The sequence below is a fragment of the Flammeovirga kamogawensis genome (assembly GCF_018736065.1).
GTDB lineage: Bacteria > Bacteroidota > Bacteroidia > Cytophagales > Flammeovirgaceae > Flammeovirga > Flammeovirga kamogawensis.
The window spans coordinates 4633943-4656003 of the sequence record NZ_CP076128.1; the positions used below are offsets into that span (position 1 = coordinate 4633943).

20 protein-coding genes are annotated in these 22061 nt (G+C 31.8%); 3 read left to right on the forward strand and 17 right to left on the reverse strand.

Translation table 11 applies throughout. From position 1 onward, the window contains the following. Positions 1 to 63: 63 nt before the first annotated feature. From KM029_RS18810 to KM029_RS18850, 9 genes are all read right to left on the reverse strand, one after another. Positions 64 to 1257, reverse strand: coding sequence for an FtsW/RodA/SpoVE family cell cycle protein (locus tag KM029_RS18810; RefSeq protein ID WP_144074728.1), 1194 nt, complete (start codon positions 1255 to 1257; stop codon positions 64 to 66). A 24-nt stretch (positions 1258 to 1281) separates the two neighbouring features. Continuing rightward, complete coding sequence (murD, locus tag KM029_RS18815; RefSeq protein WP_144074729.1) at positions 1282 to 2586, reverse strand: UDP-N-acetylmuramoyl-L-alanine--D-glutamate ligase; 1305 nt, start codon at positions 2584 to 2586, stop codon at positions 1282 to 1284. 2 nt (positions 2587 to 2588) lie between these two features. Further along, positions 2589 to 3800, reverse strand: a complete 1212-nt coding sequence (gene mraY / locus KM029_RS18820) for a phospho-N-acetylmuramoyl-pentapeptide-transferase (protein ID WP_144074730.1) — start codon at positions 3798 to 3800, stop codon at positions 2589 to 2591. Between the two features lie 28 nt (positions 3801 to 3828). After that, a complete protein-coding gene (locus KM029_RS18825) occupies positions 3829 to 5289 on the reverse strand; it encodes a UDP-N-acetylmuramoyl-L-alanyl-D-glutamate--2,6-diaminopimelate ligase (RefSeq protein WP_240050316.1) in 1461 nt (486 codons plus the stop codon). A 13-nt stretch (positions 5290 to 5302) separates the two neighbouring features. Next, a complete protein-coding gene (locus KM029_RS18830) occupies positions 5303 to 7402 on the reverse strand; it encodes a penicillin-binding protein (RefSeq protein WP_144074731.1) in 2100 nt (699 codons plus the stop codon). Positions 7403 to 7417: 15 nt separating this feature from the next. Further along, positions 7418 to 7810 carry an FtsL-like putative cell division protein gene (locus KM029_RS18835; protein ID WP_144074732.1) on the reverse strand — a complete coding sequence of 131 codons (393 nt, stop codon included), beginning with the start codon at positions 7808 to 7810 and terminating at the stop codon, positions 7418 to 7420. Positions 7811 to 8020: 210 nt separating this feature from the next. Next, on the reverse strand, positions 8021 to 8950 hold the full coding sequence (locus KM029_RS18840; RefSeq protein ID WP_144074733.1) for a hypothetical protein: 930 nt from the start codon (positions 8948 to 8950) through the stop codon (positions 8021 to 8023). Between the two features lie 86 nt (positions 8951 to 9036). Next, a complete protein-coding gene (locus KM029_RS18845; protein WP_144074734.1) occupies positions 9037 to 10074 on the reverse strand; it encodes a DUF481 domain-containing protein in 1038 nt (345 codons plus the stop codon). A gap of 128 nt (positions 10075 to 10202) precedes the next feature. Next, entirely contained in the window at positions 10203 to 11102 is a 900-nt protein-coding gene (locus KM029_RS18850; protein WP_144074735.1) for a class I SAM-dependent methyltransferase, read from the reverse strand. A 148-nt stretch (positions 11103 to 11250) separates the two neighbouring features. Between KM029_RS18850 and rmuC the strand changes: the two genes are divergently transcribed. Continuing rightward, on the forward strand, positions 11251 to 12819 hold the full coding sequence (gene rmuC, locus KM029_RS18855; protein WP_144074736.1) for a DNA recombination protein RmuC: 1569 nt from the start codon (positions 11251 to 11253) through the stop codon (positions 12817 to 12819). Here rmuC and KM029_RS18860 read toward each other — a convergent pair. From KM029_RS18860 to KM029_RS18885, 6 genes are all read right to left on the reverse strand, one after another. Further along, a complete protein-coding gene (locus KM029_RS18860; protein WP_144074737.1) occupies positions 12816 to 14399 on the reverse strand; it encodes a polyamine aminopropyltransferase in 1584 nt (527 codons plus the stop codon). The genes rmuC and KM029_RS18860 overlap by 4 nt on opposite strands. 67 nt (positions 14400 to 14466) lie before the next feature. Beyond that, a complete protein-coding gene (locus tag KM029_RS18865; RefSeq protein WP_144074738.1) occupies positions 14467 to 15249 on the reverse strand; it encodes a hypothetical protein in 783 nt (260 codons plus the stop codon). Between the two features lie 62 nt (positions 15250 to 15311). Beyond that, positions 15312 to 15854 (reverse strand): DUF4178 domain-containing protein, encoded by a 543-nt coding sequence (locus KM029_RS18870; RefSeq protein WP_144074739.1) that lies wholly within the window; start codon positions 15852 to 15854, stop codon positions 15312 to 15314. 152 nt (positions 15855 to 16006) lie between these two features. Next, entirely contained in the window at positions 16007 to 16924 is a 918-nt protein-coding gene (locus KM029_RS18875) for a ribonuclease Z (RefSeq protein ID WP_144074740.1), read from the reverse strand. A 95-nt stretch (positions 16925 to 17019) separates the two neighbouring features. Further along, on the reverse strand, positions 17020 to 17400 hold the full coding sequence (locus KM029_RS18880; protein WP_144074741.1) for an STAS domain-containing protein: 381 nt from the start codon (positions 17398 to 17400) through the stop codon (positions 17020 to 17022). A gap of 67 nt (positions 17401 to 17467) precedes the next feature. Further along, a complete protein-coding gene (locus KM029_RS18885) occupies positions 17468 to 18403 on the reverse strand; it encodes a phosphoribosylaminoimidazolesuccinocarboxamide synthase (protein ID WP_144074742.1) in 936 nt (311 codons plus the stop codon). Between the two features lie 336 nt (positions 18404 to 18739). Between KM029_RS18885 and KM029_RS18890 the strand changes: the two genes are divergently transcribed. Beyond that, positions 18740 to 19081, forward strand: coding sequence for a hypothetical protein (locus tag KM029_RS18890; protein ID WP_144074743.1), 342 nt, complete (start codon positions 18740 to 18742; stop codon positions 19079 to 19081). A 21-nt stretch (positions 19082 to 19102) separates the two neighbouring features. Here KM029_RS18890 and recN read toward each other — a convergent pair whose 3' ends face one another. Further along, positions 19103 to 20752, reverse strand: a complete 1650-nt coding sequence (recN, locus tag KM029_RS18895; RefSeq protein ID WP_144074744.1) for a DNA repair protein RecN — start codon at positions 20750 to 20752, stop codon at positions 19103 to 19105. Positions 20753 to 20882: 130 nt separating this feature from the next. Between recN and yjjX the strand changes: the two genes are divergently transcribed. After that, entirely contained in the window at positions 20883 to 21428 is a 546-nt protein-coding gene (yjjX, locus tag KM029_RS18900; RefSeq protein ID WP_144074745.1) for an inosine/xanthosine triphosphatase, read from the forward strand. Here the strand turns inward: yjjX and KM029_RS18905 are convergent. Continuing rightward, on the reverse strand, positions 21413 to 22048 hold the full coding sequence (locus tag KM029_RS18905) for an ATP-binding protein (protein ID WP_144074746.1): 636 nt from the start codon (positions 22046 to 22048) through the stop codon (positions 21413 to 21415). The genes yjjX and KM029_RS18905 overlap by 16 nt on opposite strands. Between the last annotated feature and the right edge of the window lie 13 nt (positions 22049 to 22061).

The following is a 22061-nucleotide window of genomic DNA, read 5'->3' on the forward strand; positions in this document are numbered from 1 at the left end:
ATATTTATAATTTATTTCTATTTCAAACAGATGTATAATAATCTATTATGAAGTGGTTTTTATTTAATTTAGAGGCACATTTTTAGGGCGGTTAGTTCCACTTTGCCCGGCTCTTTTAGCAGCTCTTTCTACTCTTTTAAAACGGACTTCTTCAGATTCTTCCATTGTAGATCTACTAACACTTAGAATAATTCCAACTGTCATACCTGTAAATAAAAGAGAAGTACCTCCCATACTAATAAGAGGTAACGGCAGACCAGTTAAAGGTAGTAAACCAACAACAACTCCCATATGTACAAATGCTTGTAAAATTAAACTAAAGGTTAACCCAGCAGCAAGTAACCCTCCAAAAGCTTTTTGACTGCTTGCAACAATAGTCATTCCTCGGTAAAGTAATGTGAGGTACAAACCAATGATGAATATTGCACCTATTAATCCATACTCTTCTACAACAATAGCAAAAACAAAATCTGAATAAGAGTGAGGTAGGAAGTTTCTTTGTGTACTTTCTCCAATTCCTTTTCCAGTTAAACCTCCTGTTGCTATGGCAATATAAGATTGTTCAGCTTGGTAAGGTACTTCGGTTTCACTCATAAAAGAAGATAAACGGCTAACTGCTGTGCCACCCCTTTGCCCAAATTGATACACAAATAAACCAGCTAAGGCACCAATAACTACAAGCATAAATAAATACTTAATAGGTACTCTACCAATAAATAGCTGAAGCATTATAGTTAGAAATAATAAAGATGCAGTCGAAATATCAGATACTCCAATTAAACCACAAATTATACCTGTCCAGATTAGCAAAGGAACAATGGCTTTGTTAAACTCTCCAATATCTCTTTGACGCTTCCATAACATAGATGCCATATTAGCAATAAGTGCAAGTCTTGCTAAATCTGATGGCTGAAAAGATAGATTTATAAATGGAATACTAATCCAACGAGATGCACTATTTAATTCTGTACCAAAAACCCATGTAAAAAGTAAAAGAGGTATAGACAATAAAAGAGCATATCTAGATATTCTAGAGTAGTATATGTAGTCTATTCTGTGACATACAAAGGCTCCTATTAAACCAATAAAAACCAAACTTGAGTGTCTTAATAGAAAGTGTTCGTTGTCTCCGTTAGCTTGCATATATGCTAAAGACCCTGTTGCACTGTAAACAACAAGTACCGAAAACATAGATAGTGTAATCATCACTAACCATATAATTCGATCTCCCTCAAGTTTATTTAATAATTTTTCCATAATAAAATTCAAATGGGTTCCTTGTTATAATTTAAGGACTTCTTGCATAAAAATATCTCCTCGATCCATGTAGTTTTTAAAAAGGTCAAAACTAGCGCAGGCAGGAGCTAAGAGTACAATACTATTTTTATCAGCAAGTTCTAAAGCCAATTCTATTGCTTTACCAGTATCTTGAGTTTCCTTAGTAGGAATAATATCGCTGAAAGTATTAACTAATTTCTCATTGTCAACTCCAAGGCAAATAAGCCCCTTTACATTCTTTTTAACTACAGAAATTAAGGGAGAATAATCGTTTCCTTTATCTGTACCTCCAGCAATCCAAATAATTGGTTTATCAAAACTTTGTAGTGCAAATAATGCAGCTTCAACATTTGTTGCTTTCGAATCGTTGACAAAAGTGATATCATTTTTAATAGCAACTTCTTGTAAACGGTGTGGCTCTCCAATAAATGAAGGAAGTGCTTCTTGTATTTGATCAGGAGTTAAACCAACTGATAAAGCGGTAAGAATAGCAGCTTCCATGTTCCATGCATTATGAGGACCTTTTAATGGTAGGTTATCAAATGTATAAGTTTTGTCACCAAAAGGTATTTCTAAAGAATTCTCTTTTAAAAAGTCTAAAGTGAAACAGATTAATTGTGGAATGATTGACCTTTTAGTTACTTGCTGATTTGTGAGTGTATCGTCTTTACCATAAATAAATGTACCCTCACTGTCCATATTTTCAATGATACGGAATTTTGAATCTGCATATTTTTGAATATCGTTGCTATATCTATCTAAATGATCTGGAGTGATATTTAATATCAATGCGATATTAGGCTTAAAATGGTCAATGTCATCAAGTTGAAAACTACTGATTTCTAGAACATACCAATCGTGTTTTTTATTTAAAACTTCTTTAGCGAAGCTTATACCAATATTTCCAGCTAAACCTGCATTAATACCTGATTTCGTAAGCAGGTGATGAATAAGTTTAGTTGTTGTGGTTTTTCCGTTTGTGCCAGTTATTGCTATAATTTTTGCAGATGTATAACCAAATGCAAATTCAATTTCTGAATAAATTTTGGCTCCATTGCTTTTTAATTCTTGAACGATTGGTGCAGTATCTGGAATTCCTGGAGACTTTACTACTATTGATACTTTTCTTGGTGCTGATGCGTGAGTTCCTTCTTCAAAAGGAATTGCTGCTGTAATAAGTTCATTTTTATGTTCTTTGGCTATCTTACCAAAGTCAGACACAAAAACATCAAACCCTTTTGCTTGTGCTAAAAGTGCAGCACCTACGCCACTCTCTCCAGCTCCAAGAACCAATACTTTTTCTGTCATTGTTATCTAATTTTAAGCGTTAGGATCGTTGCAATAACTAAAAGTATATTAATAATCCAGAACCTAGTAACAATCTTTGGCTCAGGAATCTCTTTCTTTTGATAGTGATGATGAAGAGGTGCCATGAGAAATACTCGTCTTCCTTCACCGTATTTTTTCTTGGTATATTTAAAATAAAAAACCTGAATTATAACAGATAAGTTTTCTACCAAAAAGACTCCACACATAAGTGGAATCATTAATTCTTTTCTTAAAACAATAGCTAAAGTACCTATAACTCCACCGAGAGCTAAACTGCCTGTATCACCCATAAAAACTTGAGCAGGGTAGGCATTAAACCATAAGAAACCAATACAAGCTCCAATTAAGGCAGTAGAGAAAATTGCAATTTCACCGGAGTTAGGAATGTACATTATATCTAAATAACTAGAGAAAATAATGTTACCAGAAAGATAGGCAAATATAGCAAGTGCAGTAGCAACAATACCTGCTGTACCTGCTGCTAAACCATCTAAACCATCGGTTATATTTACGCCATTAGAAACTGCTGTGATAATAAAAATAACAAGCAATACATACAGAACATGAGATACGGTCTTATTCGGTAATACTTGAGAATAATCAAATTTATTATGCTTTAAAAAAGGAACGGTTGTCTCTAAAGATTTTTGATCTTTATAATCAACTCCTTCTACTAATTCTGTTACTTTTTTTGATTTAGCACCTTCTTCAAATTGTCTCACTTTAACATCGTCATTAGAAAGTAAAGTGAGCCCTACAATTAGCCCTAAACCAATTTGACCAATAATTTTAAATTTACCACTTAATCCATCTTTGTTCTTTTTGATACGTTTTAGATAATCATCTAAGAACCCGATAGCTCCTGTCCAAAGTAAAGTAGTAATTAGAAGGTGGATATATACATTTGTAAGGTCAGCAAATAATAAAACTGGAAATAAGACGGCTCCAATTATAATTAAACCACCCATAGTAGGGGTTCCTTGCTTTTCCATCTGACCTGCTAAGCCTAAATTTCTAACAATTTCACCCATCTGCATTTTTTGAAGTTGACGAATGATAGGCTGGCCAAATACAGCAATATAGACCATTGAGAAAATTGTTGCAAGCATTGCTCTAACAGTAATATATTGGAATACTCCTGTGCCTACAACATCATAATGTTTATGTAGATATGAAAATAAATGATATAACATATATATAGTAAATTCTTATTTGTTCAAATTAATTAAAGGCCTTGAAAAGCTCTTCTTTATCATCAAAATGATGTCTTACACCATTAATTTCTTGATATGTTTCATGGCCTTTTCCTGCAAGAAGAATGATATCACGAGGTTCAGCTATTTCAACAGCTTTCTGAATTGCTTCTCTTCTGTCTAAGATAATTTGAGTTCTTCTAGCTTGTGTTGGAGATATTCCATCTTCCATTTCGTCTAAAATATCCTCAGGTTTTTCAGTTCTAGGATTGTCAGAAGTTAAGATCACTTCTTCACTTAGCATTGCTGCAGTTTTTGCCATAATAGGACGCTTTGTAGCATCTCGATCTCCACCACAACCAATTACTGTTATTATTCTTTCTCCTTCTTCTCTAATATCTCGTATAGTTTCTAATACATTTTCGAGCGCATCAGGAGTATGAGCGTAATCTATAATTCCACGGATATTATTTTTAGAAACGATTTGTTCAAAACGGCCTTTTGCTGGTTTTAATTCTGATAAAGCTTGTAATGTTGTAAATTCATCTTCACCTAAGCAAATAGCAGTGGCGTAAGCAGAAATTACATTATAAGCATTAAAAGAACCTATTAATTGGAACCAAGCATCATGTCCATTAACATCCATCTGAATCCCTTCAAATGTATTATCAATGAGTTTACCTTTGAAATTAGCCATACTGTGTAAACCAAAAGAATAATGTTTTGCTCTACAATTTTGAAGCATAACATTTCCTCTTTTGTCATCAATATTCACTAAGGCAAAAGCTTTTTTAGGAAGAGTATCAAAAAGGCGTTTTTTTGCATTGATATATTCTTTCATTGTGCCATGATAATCAAGATGATCATGACTGATATTTGAAAATATAGCACCTTCTAAATTTATTCCTTGTAATCGTCCTTGCACAATTGCGTGAGAACTAGCCTCCATAAAGCAATAAGAACAATTCTTTTTTACCATTTCAGATAAAAGGAATTGTAATGTTACTGGGTCAGGAGTTGTTAATTTTGTTGGAATAATCTCATCATTGATTTTATTCTCAATTGTAGTTAAAGCTCCAGTATTATAACCTAATTTTATAAAAAGGTTTTGAAGTAAAGTAACAACAGTAGTTTTACCATTTGTTCCTGTAACAGCTACAACTTTAACTTTTTCTGATGGGTTGTCAAAAAAGTTGGCTGCAATTATACCTGCAGCTTGAGATGTACTATTTATTTTGATATATGTAATGCCATCTACAAGTTGTTCTGGTGTATCTTCTAAAATGATAGATTTAGCACCTAACTCAATTGCTTTTGGTATAAATTTATGAGCATCTAATACAGTACCTTTGATAGCAATAAATAAGCTATCCTCAGTTAATTTTCTTGAATCTAGTTGGATATCTGATACAATTTGAGATAAATCTCCTTGTACCAATTCGTATTCCAAACCTTTTAATAACTGAGCTATTTCTTTTTGTCCTTTCACGTTATTAATGTCTTTATTGCAGTTTTAAATAGACATTTGTTCTACTATTTACACGACTACCTGGCGAAATTGATTGTGTAACAACTCTACCATTCCCTAGAGGATGTACAGTAGCACCTTCATTTTCTATTAAATACATTGCATCCCTTAAAGTCATACCTCTAACATCTGGCATAAGGCCTTTTTTAACAGAAGCGTTTACCCAAGCAATGGTATCTCCTTTTACTCTTGTTCTTACCCATTGGGTTGTATTTTCTGATACTTGTTGAATATCAAAAGCATCAGAAAGTAAAAGTAAATCATTATAATTACCTGCTTTTATGTAAGGGAAAGCAGATTCATTTTCATTATGTACGTAATGTATATCACGTTCGGTAGTTCTTGAATAAACCACTTCAGCAATATCTAAAAATACAGGAGCACAAACGTCTCCACCATATTGATTAGCACCTTTAGGTTCATCAATTGCAACAATCATAGAATAAGTAGGTGCCTCAGAAGGGAAGTAACCAACAAAAGAAGTATAATAATTTTTTGTGTATTTACCATTTTTCAATTTTTGAGTTGTTCCTGTCTTACCAGAAATAGCAAACTCATTATTATTGATTCTTTTTGCTGTACCAGTTTGAACTACTTTTCTTAGCATACCTTGTAATGCTTTTAAAGAACGTTCAGAACTTATACTTTTTCTTATTGTTTTTACACCAGCTTCACTAATAACTTCGTTACCTCTTAGAATTTTCTTAACAATTCTAGGTGCAATCATTTTTCCGTTATTAGCGATGGCATTATAGAACGTCAACATTTGTAATGGAGAGGTTTCTACTTCATAGCCAATAGATATCCAAGGTAAAGAACAACCCGACCAATTGGGGTCACCAGGTCTACTGATATAAGGTTTTCCTTCTCCTTCCATTTGGAAGCCAATTGTTGATGTTAAGTTAAATCGATCTAGGTATTTAAAGAACCTCTCTGGGTTACTCCTAAAGTTTTTAAATACTAATTTAGATATACCAATATTTGAAGATTTTTCAATTACTTCATCTACGGATAACATTCCAAAACCATTGTAATGAGAGTCAGTCATAATACATTCATCATAGAACATATATTTACCATCTCCAGCATTTACAGAGTCTTTTACATTTAAATCAAACTCTTCTAGTAAGGCGAGCATAGACGCACTCTTAAATGTAGAACCTGGCTCCATTACACCTTGAATAGCATAATTGAAGTCTTCAACATAATTTCCCTCAGAAGTTCTACCTAAGTTAACAATAGCTTTAATTTGTCCAGTTTTAACTTCCATCAAGAGAACAGTACCAAAATTTGCTTCGTGTTTAATTAAAGCTTCTTTTAGAACATTATGTGCGTGCTCCTCAAAATCCATATTGATGGTTGTCTGAATATCAAGACCATTTTCGGCTCTTACTTGTGCACCATCATCTAAAGGTTTCCATTGGTTACCAGACACTCTTTGAAAGAGAGCTTCACCATCTATACCAGCTAAATCATTATTAAAACTAAATTCTAGCCCTCTACCTGTATATTGAGCTTCTTCATCTTTACTGATAAAGCCAATTGTTCTTCTTGCTAAATCATCAAAAGGTTTAAACCTTTTTTCATATTTTGTAAAGATTAAACCTCCATTATGTCGGCCTTCTCTAAAAATAGGCCAATTGTCAATATGTTTTTTGTCTTGATGCTTAACTAACTTATGACTAAGTATTAAATATCTTCTTTTTTTCTTACGAGCTGTTCTAAGTAAACTATCATATTGACTAGCTGACTTTTCTTTAAAATATCTTGATAATAATTGGCTAAGAGAATCAACTCCGCTATTAAAAATACTATCTGATGATACACAAGGGTCAAATGCTAATTTATAGAAGGGGATAGAGGTAGCTAATAAACTCCCATCATCTGCTAATATATTACCTCTTGTTGCATCAACTCTTCTTATTTTTACTCTATTTGCGTTACCAGCTTTTTCCCACTTATCTCTTTCTACAAATTGTAAATCTGATATTCTTACAATAATTGCGGTTGCAATAACAACAATAAGTAAAAATGCAAAGCGAACACGGAGTAATATGGAATTTCTAATTCCCATAGATTTATTTGTAGTTTAATTATCTTCTAAATTTGGAACAGTAATTACAATAGGAGCAGTTTCTGGGGGAACAAGTCCTAAGGGGGCAACGCGTTCCTCTATTTGTGAACGCTTACTTTCATTAATAAAATCATATTTTAAAGTACTGTATTCTACACGTAGTTTTTCAACAGACTTTTCTAATTTATTAATTCTAATCTCTGATTTTTCTGCCTGAAAACTATTAGATATATACAGAATACCCAATAAAGTAATAAAAATAACCTTTTGTATATATTGGCTATTGTCATCCTCAAAATCATTGGATAAAAACTTCCATTTTGGAACACGTTTTACCCATTTATTTTCAGAAATTTTCTTTTCTTCTATGGGTTTTTCTTGTATTGTTTTATACGTATTTGTTTTCATTGATACAGAAAATAGGCTCTTTAAAAATCGCAGTTTGCGAATTTGCTAAAAAACTGTCTTAAGTTATCTAAGTTCTACAAAAAAATAGAACTTTTTGACCAAAAAAATAAAGAAAAGGGGAAATAGGGAAGTTTTATAAAAAAAAACGTTCAAAATATGAATCTAACTGTCAAAATAATACAATTTCGTATAAAAAGAGAGATTGAAGTATTAATAAATATTGAAAGTTGTTTTTCCGATAAAATAGCCATCACAATAAAGTTGAGCACTATAATCTCCTTTTGTCATTAGGTTCTTTTTGTCATAAATTACTTGTACTATTTTTTCATCATTTTTATACTCAAACGAAGTGTTTGATGTGTAAAAAATGTTCTCCCCGTTATCTTCAAGTTTAAAGAATCTTGTTGTGTTGTTGGGGTTGTATATTGTAGCTCCATCAGGGTCAACTAAGCATAAAAACACTTGTTTGTTTCCGGCTTCTACTACTTCATTTTTTGAAACTTTAAACTGAACAATAATTTGATCAGTCTTTTTCATTTTAAATTTATTTCCTCGAGTAAAATTTCCTTTTTTATCGCCACCCAAAGTATGAATATCGAAAGCAATTAAACGTTTTGCTTTGTGTAATTCTTTTTCAAGTTCTCCTTGGTGATTTTTAAGGTTATTGATCTTAGAAGTAAGAGATGTTTTTTCTTCTTTAAGATGAAAGTTTTCAGAGATTAATGAATCGTTTACATGTTTTAATGAAGTAATTTTTTTGTCTTTTTGAGCAAGTAATTCTTCATACATAGAAACCTTTTTACGGATTTCATTATACCTATATTCTTCAAGTAATTGATTTGACCGAAGTTCTCTTTTTTCTTTTTCGAGATTCTCTTTTACTTTTTGTAAAGACTCGGTTTCCTCATTAAGAAGTTTCAGTATCTGTATTTGCTTATTTAATTCTGAAGAGATAGAATCTAACTTTGTATATGTTAGTGCTAATTCTACATTTTTACTTTGTACACGTTCTTGAAGCCGTGTAGTATCATCAGAATTTAAATAAAGTTGTAATAGGTTTAGCGTTAACAATGTAATCACTAAACCTATTAATATCTTACGCCTATTACTTAGTTTACTGTTAAATATCTGATTTGTCATTCTTTATTTTTGGAGTTGTCAACCCCAAATTAATACAACAAATCGGATTTTATATAATAACTAAGTGCACGTTTTATGATTTTTTACTAAAGTTCCCAACCAAAACCGAAAGTATATTGGTAATCGACTTCTTTACCAGCTTCAGCAGGTTGAGTATCGTAGTTCATATTATACCCCATTTTAATATAGAAGTCTAGAGGTAAATCATACTTTACATTTGCTCCAACGTCAGCCCTCCAACGGTCACTGCCACCTAAAGAACGATATCCTTTAGCATTGGCCATAAAAGAAAGGTCCCCAGTGTCAAAAAGGTTAATTTCAGTACCTAGAAACCATTCAGCCTCTGATCTAGCAGACTGAGTTTCAAAATTCCCTGTACTTTCATTATATACAGCATCAAAAGATTCATTCAAGTACGATGCACCCGTTGTGAAACCCCAATATGCTGTATTTGTATGAATTATGTACTTACCAATACCAAGTAGACCAACTGTACGTAGATCAATAGATTGCTCCGTATTCGAAAGGAAGTTTACGTTTGCAGTAAGGTAAAAGTCATGAGGTAAGAAATATTTACCTGTTACTCCACCTTCATTTCTTTCAGTAGGGTCTACATCATCTTGAGTAGATTTTAAGCTTGTAGCATTAATACTAACTTGCCACCTATGTGTTGTATAGCCAATATATCCAGAAGCATTTAATTGAGATAAATTATTTGCCTTTGCATAGCTATATCCTACATCTACGTTAGCAGATAGCTTACTGATAAATGAGTTATTTATTGACTTTAAATAAACAATATTATCCGGATTTACATCTACGGTTTCAGTAGGAGTAATTAATTGAAAAACAGTTGGGTCTGTAGATCTAATATGACCATTATATCTTTTACCATTAGAAAGAGTGATCATAAAATTTGTATTACAATACATCTTTTCAATTCCATCCCATTCAATCTTAAAGTTTGAGTCACTGTATGGTGTTTCAATTTCAACAACACCTTTGTCCATGTTTTTGATTTCTCCTACAATTACGTCACCATTAATTAACACAAGTGAATCAATGTCTTGTGCAAAAGTATACATAGGTAACAAGAAGAGTAGTAGTATAGACAGCTTCTTCATTTTCTGTTTGATAATTTAATGAGTTATAAAAGGATTTTCTACACTTCTATTTGTGTGTAGATTATGCCGCAAATATACATTTTATCTCATTAAAAATTCTAATATCAAACATTAAAATTTAACATATATTATTTAATGTGTAGAAATGAGTTTATCCCAATAGCATCTTTTCTTATATTAATTTGAGAAGGTTTTAAATTTGACTTTATAGCTAAATTGTTTAATTCCAATCTATTACGATATGTGCATTGCCAATTAAATAATATCTCCATTATATTTTTAGAAGTATTTTTTTTGCTGATATTGCTAATAACAATGTCCCCGTCATTATTAATGTAGGTTTGAATTTGTTTTAGTGTATTAACAAAAGTAACGTCATCCATATACTCAAAAACTCCTTCTATCCAAACCATGTCATATTTTTCTGTAACATTAAAAGAGTGAATACTTTCATTTATGTAATTTATCTGATTGCTAAATTCTTGTGTTAAGCCTCTGTAGTAGTGAATAGAATTTTTGTTTAAGTCTAAGCAATCAGTTTTAAGATTAGGGTTTACTCTTTTGTATAACTCTAATAAAGATCTTCCCGAACCTGGGGCTATCATTAACATTTTTTTTGGTGTAGTACTTTTATTTAGCTTGTGCGTTAAATAATTTTTAAAATATTCTTTTCTACTTTTTATACTCTTAGCAATAGATGATGCATGAATTAATCTATCCCAATTAGGGTAATCATCAGATAAAAAGTTATCATGTATTGCATCTGTTATTCTGAAATCTTCATTATACCCATAAGGCTTGCGTATAATATGGCCCACTAATGAATCGTTTAAAAATTCATCTGTAAATGTATTATGTATAATGTCTAGTTCGGATTGTCGGATGCTACCTAATCTGAGTTCATTGGCAACAATATCTACCTGTAATTTTAATCTATCGAAATGTATTTTTTGATTGTCATCTTTTAAAGTGAGTAAATTCTGAATTGAATAAGCAATCATTTGTAATGAGTTGTTAGGTGTCGACATAGAAATAGTAGGTTAATTGGGGTAAAAGAGCTTCTTATCTGATTTAACAGGATTTGTTTATTTTTAGTTCTAATTGAGAATTCAAATTTGTATAATTCTTTTCTATCCTCTAATTTATTAGTAATTTCGAATAGAATTATTGTATTTTTTGAAGTTTACAGAGATGGATGTAGAAGTGTCAATGAACATTGCTGTGCTAATTGTAGCATGTTTAATCGTAATAGCTGTTTTATTAGTTGTAATCGTATATTTTTTCTTAAAACAAAAATATGCTCAACAAGAACATCAATTTAAGGTGGAAGTGGAAGAACGCTTGAAACTAACTCAAGCAAAAAATGAGGCTTCTCAATTAAATCAGAATTTGATAAATGAAAATACTGTACTAAAACAATCATTATCTGTTGCTGAAACAGAAAAAACAGCCTATAAAAATCAACTTCTTGATGTACAGAATAAATATCAAATAATAGATAGTAACCTTGCCGAAGTATCTAATAACTATGCAAACACTAAAGGTATATTAGAGACTCTAAATGAGAATAAAAAATCAATAGAAAAAGAGTTAGACTATTTAAAAGAAAGCGAACAAGAATTAAAAACTGAAAATATTCAACTCCGTGAAATAAATAGAAGTATGCAAGAGCGTTTAAATCAAAATGCTATAGATTTACAAAATTTGAATCAACAATTTAAAAAGGAATTTGAAAATTTAGCAAATAAAATTTTTGAAGAAAAGTCATCAAAATTTACAGATCAAAATAAATCTAACCTTAATACAATTTTGCATCCTTTTAAAGATCAAATAGAAAGCTTTAGAAAGAAAATTGAAGATAATTATGGTAAAGAATCTAATGAAAGGACTTCTTTGAGAACTGAATTAGAAATGCTTAGAAAGATGAATAATCAAATTTCTGAGGATGCACAAAACTTGACAAAAGCATTAAAAGGAGATAAAAAAACGCAAGGAGATTGGGGCGAGATGATTTTGGATTCTGTCCTTAGTAAATCTGGGTTAAGAGAAGGAAGTGAATATTATATTCAGCCAACTTATTCTACTGATGAAGGGGAGAAACAACGCCCTGATGTAGTAGTTAATTACCCAGGAGAGAAACAAGTAATAATTGATTCTAAAGTTTCTTTAAATGCATATGAGCGGTTTGTGAATGCGGAGCAAGATAATCAGCAAGAAAAAGAAATAGCATTACATATTCGAGCTTTAAAAGCACATGTAGAAGAACTTGCAAAAAGAGATTATCAGAAATTAGAAGGGATACGCTGTTTGGACTATGTTATTATGTTTGTTCCTGTAGAACCTGCGTTTTTAGTTGCCTTGCAATACGATGATTCATTATGGGATTATGCATATAAGAGAAAAGTGGTTCTTGTTGGACCAACTACATTAATGGCAACTTTAAAAGTGATTGAAGAACTTTGGAGAAATGAGCATCAACAAAAAAATATTGAAGACTTAGTAAACCATGCTACAAAAATATATGATAAAGCAAGAGGGTTTGTGGATACTATGTTAGTGCTTCAGAAGAAAGTGGGTGACTCTAAAACAGAGGTAGATAAAGCAATTGGTAAACTGACTGAAGGGAAAGGAAATTTAATTAGTTTAGTGCATCAAATGAATGAAAAAGGCAACCTTAGTCCAAAGAAAAAAATAGCACCTTCTTTAATAGAAGATGCTATTCGTGAAAATAATAATATTGATTAGAATAAATCCCAATTGCCTTTCCCGTAATATGTTGGTAATACAGGGTTATGAACCGTATTTATTTCAATTTTGCTACTGTCAAATTCAATAAGCCCTTTTCCAAAAGAAGTAATTGAATTTAGAGCCTCTTGGTTTAACCATTTAGTAGGAATGTCATCTAAATTAGAAGTTCTAATACGCTCCTTCATTTGTTGAGGAGACATAGTTTTTGTTCCCATAATCCAACCCCATTCACCTAAAGTAAGTACTTGATTTCTTAGAGGAATTGTATTAAAACCGGCACTTTGCATTGTTTTTTCAATACAATAAAATGCTTTTGTAGCATAATAAGGACTACCTGCTTGAGTAATTATTACGCCATTAGGTCTTAAGTGATGCCATGACATTCTGAACGTTTCTGCAGATTGTAACCTCCCAAGTTCAATAGATTTAGGATCAGGGAAATCCATTAATATTACATCAAAGAAATCATTAGTTTTTTCTAAAAAGGTAAATGCATCCGTATTGATAATTGTAACTTTATCATTGTTAAGTGCATTTTTATTTAGTTTTCTAAAAATTGGATCTTCCTTACCAAGAGTTGTAATGGCTGGGTCTAGATCAACTAATGTGATTTTTTTAACCGATGGAAATTTTAATGCTTCCCTAGCCAAGCAACCGTCTCCACCACCTAGAATTAAAATATTTTCAGGATGTCCTGAAAGTTTAAGTGCTGGAATTGCCATAGGTTCATGGTATAACCACTCATCGAAAGTACTTAATTGAAGGTGTCCATTTAAATACAACCAATAATCATTTTTCCATTGCGTAACTACAATTCTTTGATATGAAGTTTGCTCTTGAAATACTACTTTATCTTTGTATAATTTTTGTTCGCCAAAATTAATTACATCCTGTGCGAATACCATTCCTACGCCAATTATAACAAATAACCCAACGCTGCTAATCTTTAATTTATTTACCCATTTTGTATCTATAATATCATCTAACCTCCAAAGAAGAAGAATTGCTACAGAAAGGTTTACAAATCCTAAAACAAAAGGAGTGTAGGTTAAACCAAGAAAAGGAAGTCCTACAAATGCAAAGAATAAACCACCAACTAAACTACCAAAGTAATCTTTCTCCATAACAGAGGAGATATTTACTTTGAGAGACTCAAAAGAATCATTCAATCTCGTTGCTAAAGGAATTTCAAGTCCAATTAGAAAGCCAATACAGATACTTGTAAAATAAATAAGTACCCCGTCAATTGGTAATGGAAATACATAAAGTGATTTGTCGAAACTTACATAAGCTGAAATGCCATATGCAATAATTGAGCTGAATGAAACTAAGAAAGAAAGAATAAACTCAACAACGATAAATTTTTCGATTAAATTCTTGTCAAGGTATTTACTAAATCGACTTCCTAACCCCATAGCAAAAAGCATGAAGGATAAAGTAAGTGTCCATTGTAAAACTGAATTACCTAAAAAATAAGTGGCTAATGTAGATAAAACATATTCTGCTACGATACCAGATAGGCCAGTAGCAAATAAAGCCAATTTTAAAGTGTTTGACTTTGATAAAAATGAAGCCATTGTTTGTTAAAAAAGAAAACCCTCGAGTGTAACGAGGGTTTATATTAGTATAATTTTTTTATTTAGATTATTTCCCTCCGCTAGAAGATGATCTAGATCTACTTGAAGAACCACTCCCATATCGAGATGTAGAGCTTTTGTATCCTGAAGCTCTAGATCCAGCAGCAGTTCTGGCAGGAGAACGACTAACGCTATTTCCAACAGTATTTCTAAAGCTAGAGCTAGTACTCATTCGTCTAGAAAATGAAGGATTTGATTTTTGAGCACCAGAAGAATATGAACCATATCTTGGAGATCCAGAACTTCCTCCGTAATAATTTCTTCCAGAAGAATGATATCCTCTATAATTCATGTAACTTGATCTATATACAGGACCATAATAACCCATTCCAAAGATACTACGCATCATAGCGTATCTACCATAAAATTCCCAGAAACTTGTTCCAGTAGATGGGTTCGTTTTCCATTCTCCATACTGAGAATTTCCTACATATCCAGAATAACCAGGAGGAGAAACTTGTTTACTAAGTTTTCCGTCAACTTTTGAAGCAACTTCCATCCCAATATCACCAGAATGTAAATTAAAGAATGTTTCAGATACTTCGTACCATTCAGTTTCTTTAGTTTGCGGAATACTATCAGCTCCCATTGTAATCACTTTAAACTTTTGTCTGTAATGATCCGATGAAAATAAATGTTCTTCAGCATCCATGTCTTGTAGTATAATAGTGAAATTATTCACATTAGACATACTTACAATTAGCTGATCAACAGGATTTTTTTTGAATGTTTCCTGTGATGTACATGAAATCAAAAACAGGAAAGAAATAAATGCGAGAATTTTTCTCATTTTTAATAGTTGTTTGATTTACTTAGAAATTAATGCGTTACAATTGTAAACGAAATTTAATACTAAGTGGTTGGCAGTATATTACTAAAAGCATCTGGTTCTTCTACGATACCAAGTGATGCTTCAAATTCTTCATCATCAAATTGTTCTAAAGAAAGTACATATTTTTCTGAGTCATCATAATACTCCCATACCATATATGGAGCACTTTCTTTATTTTCTATATTTCTCCAATACCCTACAGATTTTATATCACGATAATATACTTTCCCGTCAAATACAATCTTTTTTGGAGGTTTGCCTTTCGTTTCAAGAGCATCATCTACTTCATCAGGAAGTTTACCCCATTTAACTTTTCTAGATATTGTTCCTGTAAGAAAATCACTGTCTTCAATGCTTAGAAAAACAGCATCATTAGCACTTTCTAATTTAAATTCATAAGAGAAGTCATTGTCTCCCCAGTCGTATTCAAATTCTTCAGTTACTTCCCAACTTTGTAAGTCGTAATCTAGTACATATCCTTTTCTAATATCTCTAATTGTAATATTTGTAGGATCGTAATGTTTCTCTTCTTTTTTCTTCTTTTTGAAAAATCCGAATGGCATAATTTTATATTTATATTGATACGACAATATACAATAAATTGTCCTTTTCTGATAAGATTTATAAAGTAAAGCTGTAAATAGAATGTGTAATCTAAAGCAATGAAATTTGGTTTAGAAAATTACTTGAGGAAGTAAAATAAGAAAGTGTACTATTAATCACGTTCTAGAATTGAGAATTGTTTTCCTTCTTTTGCTAGTTCAGTCGTAGGGAATTCTTCTCTAGCTTCTTCTAGTAAAGTATTGAGGTCTCCATATCTTGCGGAGAAATGACCAATAAGTAACTCTCCAACTTTGGCTTCTTTAGCAACAGTTCCAGCTTGTTTTGCAGTAGTATGAAATGTTGTATTAGCTCTCTCCAAATGTCTATGCATAAAAGTAGATTCATGATATAAAACATCTACACCATAAACTTTAGAAATTACACTTTTACTATATTTTGTATCAGAACAAAACGCATAAGACCTAGATTTTCTAGGTGGAAGTGTTACGTTTTTATAGAAAATCTTTTCTCCTTGAAAATCAATATCTTCACCTCTTTTTAAAGCTCTAAAAGCTTCAAAAGGTAATCCAGAAGGAAGTTTTTCTGGAATTATTCTATGTTGTTTTTGTTTCTCTCTAAAAAGAAAACCAGTACAAGGTACACGGTGTGTAAGAGGGATTGTTTCTACAGTAATTTTTTCATTTTCATAAATTACTTCTGGAAACATAGTAGGATTATCGTACAAGAACACTTTAAAACTAAGGTCAGTTTTTGTGTGTTTAAAACTTGCAAGAAGTACTTCATCTAAACCTCTAGGTCCATGAATATATAGTGGATCTGTTCTACGTTGCATATTCATCGTAGATAATAATCCAGGGAGACCAAAAAAGTGGTCGCCATGCAAATGACTGATAAAGATATGCTCAATTTTATGTAAACTGATGCCTAAATTTATCAATTGATGTTGCGTAGCTTCACCACAATCAATTAAAAATTGTTGATTTCCTATACGTACATGTTGTGATGTCATGTGCCTACCTTTTACAGGAACGGCGGCACTAGAACCTAATATGGTGATTTCGAATGACAACGGTTTGATTGTTAGTAGTACCTATAATCACTAGAAAAGCTCGAATCCTAAAGATTAGGAATCGAGCTTTTATTTATATCTTATAAGAAAAAGACTTAGTTTTCGTCTTCACCTTCAATATCTTTTTCAATTTCATGTAAGAATACAGAATCGATAGCTTCTTGCACTGTTGGCAATAAGTTCAATACCGTTTCTAATTTAGAAATTTTGATTAGCTTCATCACGTGCTCATTCAAGCCAGCAAGAACTAATCTACCGTTTACTTCACCAGCTAAACGATTAGCAACTAAAATAGAGCTAAGTCCTGATGAATCTACGTATTTTACACTTGATAAATCAATAATTAAATTCTCAGTACCAGATTGGAACATTGTGACAATCTCGGCTTTTAACTGAGGTGCCTTTAAAGAGTCTAATTTTTCTTCTTCAGGAATAAGTACGGTATATTTCTCGCTTTTATTTACAGAAAATCTCATAATTTCTTTATATAGTCTATTTTAATACGATTGCAATATACACAGTTTTTTACAAGACAACATTAAATTATCCTAATTGTGTATTAATTGCTTTGAAAATTTCATCTTCTTGATTTACATAAGATGATTTTTCAAATATTTCGCCTGTTATGTTTTCGTAAAGTTCAATATATCTATCAGAAACAGAATTTACAAACTCATCAGACATTATTGGTTGTTCTTGACCATCTTTTCCTTGAAAATCATTTTCAATTAACCACTGACGAACAAATTCTTTAGAAAGTTGTTTTTGTGGTTCATCTTTGTCTTGACGTTCTTGGTACCCTTCAGCATAAAAATAGCGTGAAGAATCTGGAGTGTGAACTTCATCAATTAGATAGATTTTGCCATCTACTTTGCCAAATTCATATTTTGTATCAACAAGAATAAGACCTCTTTCTTTGGCAAATTCAGTCCCTTTGTTAAATAATGCTCTAGTGTAATTCTCTAACTGAACATAGTCTTCTTCAGAAACAACTCCTTGAGCAAGAATTTCTTCCCTAGAAATATCTTCATCATGCCCTTCCATTGCTTTTGTAGTAGGGGTAATGATTGGTTCAGGAAGTTTATCGTTTTCTTTTAAACCTCCAGGAAGAGCTACACCACAAAGAATTCTTTTCCCTTCTCTATACTCTCTCCATGCATGTCCAGCTAAATATCCTCTAATAACCATTTCAACAGCAAAAGCTTCACAGTTTTTACCAATATGAACATTTGAGTGAGGAGTAGATTCTAACCAGTTAGGAACAATGTCTGCAGTCATTTTTAGAAATTTTTCTGCAATTTGATTCAGCACTTGTCCTTTGTAAGGTATTGCTCTTTTTAGAACAACATCGAATGCTGAAATTCGGTCGGTGGCAACGATAGCAATCTTCTTATCGAAGAAATACACATCTCTGACTTTGCCGTGGTAAACTCCAGTGGCATTTTCGAATTCTAATTTAGTGCTTTTTATTGCGTCCATGACTTAAAAAATATGATGTATTATTTTCCAGTTAGAATAATTTTAATGGTGCAAACATACAAGGTCTAGTTGATTTATTACAATTTTTATAAAATGATTTTTAAGGTGATTCTCACTTTTTGCGTAATTTAAATTAGACATGAACCCAAGTTTGAATTAGCTAAAAACAGTTTTGTGATTATTTCCTTAAATTTTTGAAGTATTCTTTGATAAAAAGAGATAAATATCCTTTATTTATCACTTAAACAATTGATTAGAATTTAGATATACCCTTCAGATATTGAAATAATCTAATCCAGCTAATTTTGAATTTACTACACTACCTATTTTTGACTTATGTTAGATTTAAATGAAAGAGTTGACTTAACAAGAGCAACTGGATGCTACTCAGGTAAATTATTTAGAGTAGAAGATGATGTTAAATACGAAATGGATTGTCAAACATCTATCACAATGGACGAGGCAAACGAATTGAGATTGGAAATAATTATGGATGGCTGTCAAAGCGGAGAAACAATGCCATTGGTTACAGATGAATTGTCTGAAGACCTTTTTACTCTACGTTGTAATGAATCTGAAGAATCTTTAAAAGGAGAGGTCGATTTATTGAATAAAATGTTAAGCTTTAAAGTAGAAAGTCCTAGAAGCGGCGAAACTGAATTTGTAGGCTGCCTCTAGAACTGTTTATAATATCTTATATTACCCTATTAATTCTTTAGCGCTTTGATAAGCACCCTCACTAGGATTTGAACCTCCAATCATTTGTGCAATTTCTGTAACTCGTTCAGAATGATCTAATGTTTTAATTTTACTCACTGTAGATGTACCTTCGTGATCTTTGTATACATAGTAATGTTTAGATCCTAAAGCAGCAATTTGAGGTAAATGACTAATTGTAAATACTTGATGATTATTACCCATTTCTTCCATGATATGACCTACTTTTATGGCTATTTCACCAGAAATACCTGTGTCAATTTCATCAAATATAATTGTAGGTAATGCTGTTTTACTCGCAAGAATATATTTAATAGCAAGCATTAATCTAGAAAATTCACCGCCTGAAGCCACATCTCTTAATGGAAGTGGGCTTCTCCCTTTATTTGCTGTAAATAGAATTTCAACTTCGTCCATACCTGAAGCTGTTGGGTCTGTTTCTCTTTGGTCAATAACAAGGTGACCATTTGGCATTCCCAAATCTGAAAGTGTGGCGTTTAGTTGTTCAGCAAGCGGAGTAATAACTTTCTGTCTGGCTTTAGAAAGAATTTCGGAAATTTCTAACATTGCTTCGTATGCTGCTTTCTTTTCCGTTTCAGCTTCAAGTAAAGCTTCATCAAAACTTTCTACTTTTTCTACTTTTTCACGAATGGAATCTCTTTTTTCAATTAATTCCTGAAGGTCATTAACTCTATGTTTTTGTTGTAAACCATAAAGTTGATCTAAAGTTTCTTTGATCATGAAAATACGTTCTTGATCAAAAAATAAATTATCTTCCTCTGATTCTATTTCAGAAATGATATCACGAAGTTCTATATGGCAACTGTCTAAGCGTTCTCTAATATCAGACAATGATTTAGAATAATCAGCTAAATTATTTACATCTGTAATTGCTGAATAGATAGTGGAATCAGTTGAGTAATCTGACCTGCTAAGTGCATCTAACACTGTATTTAGAGCAACCTTGATATTTTCGGCATTTTCGAGCTTTTCGAGCTCTTTTTCTAATTCATCTTGATCAATATCATCTAAATTAGCATCATCTAATTCTTTTAGTTGAAATTGATTGAATTCGAATTCTTCTTTTACTTGATGGTACTCATCAAGAAGTTGTTTATATGCTTGTGCTGTTTTTTTGTATTGTTTATAAGCTACAAATACATGTTCAACTTTTCCTTCTAATTTACCATAAGTATCTACTAAGTTAAGTTGATAAATATTTGATCCAAGTTGCATAGTGTCGTGTTGCGAATGAATATCCATTAAACGCTCACTAATTTTACGCATAACATCTAAACGTACAGGAGTGTCGTTAATGAATGCTCTAGATTTACCACGCGGAGTTATTTCTCTTCTTAATAAAGTTACGTTTTCGTAGTCTAGTTCTAAATCAATAAAGATTGATTCCATTTTATAAGAAGATATGTCGAAAGAGCCTTCAATGACACATTTTGCTTTTTGATCAAATAATGCTTTTGTGTCAGCTCTGCCACCTTTTAAAAGACCGAGAGCACCTAACATAATAGATTTACCTGCACCAGTTTCACCAGTAATAATGTTTAATCCTTTATCAGGATTTATCTCTGTATGTTCTATTAATGCGTAATTTTTGATCAAAAGGTTCTTTAACATGACTTTTTTAAGATATTTGATGAAAACGGAATGCTTTATTACGTTTGTAGCTTAAAAGTAAGTCAAAAGTAATAGATTTCGTTTATATTTTCAACTTGCATTGTTAAAAATAATAGAAAATGTTCAAAATATGAATAAAAAGATAGTTGTAGCATCAAGAAATCCTGTAAAAATTAACGCGGCATTATCAGGAATGAATAAAATATTACCAAATGTAAAATTCCAAGTACAAGGAGTAGATGTCTCCTCTGGAGTTGCAGACCAGCCAATGTCAACTAAAGAAACTTGGGAGGGAGCATTTAATAGAGCTACAAATGCTAGAAATTTGGAGGTGAATGCAGATTATTGGGTTGGAATGGAAGGTGGAATCGATACAGATGCTGATGGGAAAATGTTTGCTTTTGCCTGGATGTGTATTATTGATAAAGAAGACCGTTTAGGTAAAGCACAAACTGGTATTTTTTATCTACCTCCAAAAGTTCAAAAGCTTGTAGAAGGTGGTGTAGAGTTAGGGTATGCTAATGATAAGGTTTTTAATGAAGTTGGTTCAAAGCAAAAAGGAGGGGCGGTAGGTTCGTTAACTTTAGGTGCTTTAGGAAGAACAGAATACTATGAACAAGCAATGATATTGGCAATGGTTCAGATAGTAAATCCATTACTTTATCCTAACGAATAAAAGATATCTTTTTCTATAGAATGTTCTTGAAGTAGCCCGATAACAGTTAATTCATGAAGATTGCGTCGGGCTCTTCTTTCTGAAAAGTTAACCAACTTACAAAATTGTTTTAAAGTGATTTTTTCATTTTCTGCTAAAAACTCTAGAAGTGAAGTTTCTTGTTTTGTAAATCTCCGTTTCAATTTGGAGGTTGTATTTGGTTGCTCATTAGCTGCTAATTTTATTGATTTAGAAGACATTACTACACTTTTATCATTGTACCTGATATAACTTATCCATTTCCCTTCTTTTGAAAGTGCTTTATGTGGTTTTAAGGGACTATTTGGGATTTCTAAGAGTAGAACTATTCCCTCGTTAGTTTCAATAGTTAAAAATTCAATTGTTAAATAAGGAGATACATGATGTTTAAGAACTTGTTCTACTGCATATTTTTCCTCGAAAGGGTCTATACCTATAATTTCTTGCTGATCGTTAACCCCAACTAAAAGTATCCCACCCTTAGTGTTTGCAATAGAAGTGAGTGTTTTTGCAAATCTATCTGGTTTTGTTACTCTAAGCTTAAATTCTAACATCTTTGATTCACCATGTTTTATTAATTTTTTTAATTGATATTCATTCATGATTTAATACTAA

Bases quoted from the DNA above. Each gene is read 5' to 3' on its own strand.
- mraY (WP_144074730.1), bottom strand. From the start codon at position 3,800: ATGTTATATCATTTATTTTCATATCTACATAAACATTATGATGTTGTA.
- KM029_RS18840 (WP_144074733.1), bottom strand. From the start codon at position 8,950: ATGACAAATCAGATATTTAACAGTAAACTAAGTAATAGGCGTAAGATA.
- KM029_RS18890 (WP_144074743.1), top strand. From the start codon at position 18,740: ATGTTAGATTTAAATGAAAGAGTTGACTTAACAAGAGCAACTGGATGC.
- KM029_RS18905 (WP_144074746.1), bottom strand. From the start codon at position 22,048: ATGAATGAATATCAATTAAAAAAATTAATAAAACATGGTGAATCAAAG.
- KM029_RS18835 (WP_144074732.1), bottom strand. From the start codon at position 7,810: ATGAAAACAAATACGTATAAAACAATACAAGAAAAACCCATAGAAGAA.
- recN (WP_144074744.1), bottom strand. From the start codon at position 20,752: ATGTTAAAGAACCTTTTGATCAAAAATTACGCATTAATAGAACATACA.
- KM029_RS18845 (WP_144074734.1), bottom strand. From the start codon at position 10,074: ATGAAGAAGCTGTCTATACTACTACTCTTCTTGTTACCTATGTATACT.
- KM029_RS18810 (WP_144074728.1), bottom strand. From the start codon at position 1,257: ATGGAAAAATTATTAAATAAACTTGAGGGAGATCGAATTATATGGTTA.
- KM029_RS18850 (WP_144074735.1), bottom strand. From the start codon at position 11,102: ATGTCGACACCTAACAACTCATTACAAATGATTGCTTATTCAATTCAG.
- KM029_RS18865 (WP_144074738.1), bottom strand. From the start codon at position 15,249: ATGAGAAAAATTCTCGCATTTATTTCTTTCCTGTTTTTGATTTCATGT.
- murD (WP_144074729.1), bottom strand. From the start codon at position 2,586: ATGACAGAAAAAGTATTGGTTCTTGGAGCTGGAGAGAGTGGCGTAGGT.
- KM029_RS18860 (WP_144074737.1), bottom strand. From the start codon at position 14,399: ATGGCTTCATTTTTATCAAAGTCAAACACTTTAAAATTGGCTTTATTT.
- KM029_RS18880 (WP_144074741.1), bottom strand. From the start codon at position 17,400: ATGAGATTTTCTGTAAATAAAAGCGAGAAATATACCGTACTTATTCCT.
- KM029_RS18870 (WP_144074739.1), bottom strand. From the start codon at position 15,854: ATGCCATTCGGATTTTTCAAAAAGAAGAAAAAAGAAGAGAAACATTAC.
- KM029_RS18830 (WP_144074731.1), bottom strand. From the start codon at position 7,402: ATGGGAATTAGAAATTCCATATTACTCCGTGTTCGCTTTGCATTTTTA.
- yjjX (WP_144074745.1), top strand. From the start codon at position 20,883: ATGAATAAAAAGATAGTTGTAGCATCAAGAAATCCTGTAAAAATTAAC.
- KM029_RS18885 (WP_144074742.1), bottom strand. From the start codon at position 18,403: ATGGACGCAATAAAAAGCACTAAATTAGAATTCGAAAATGCCACTGGA.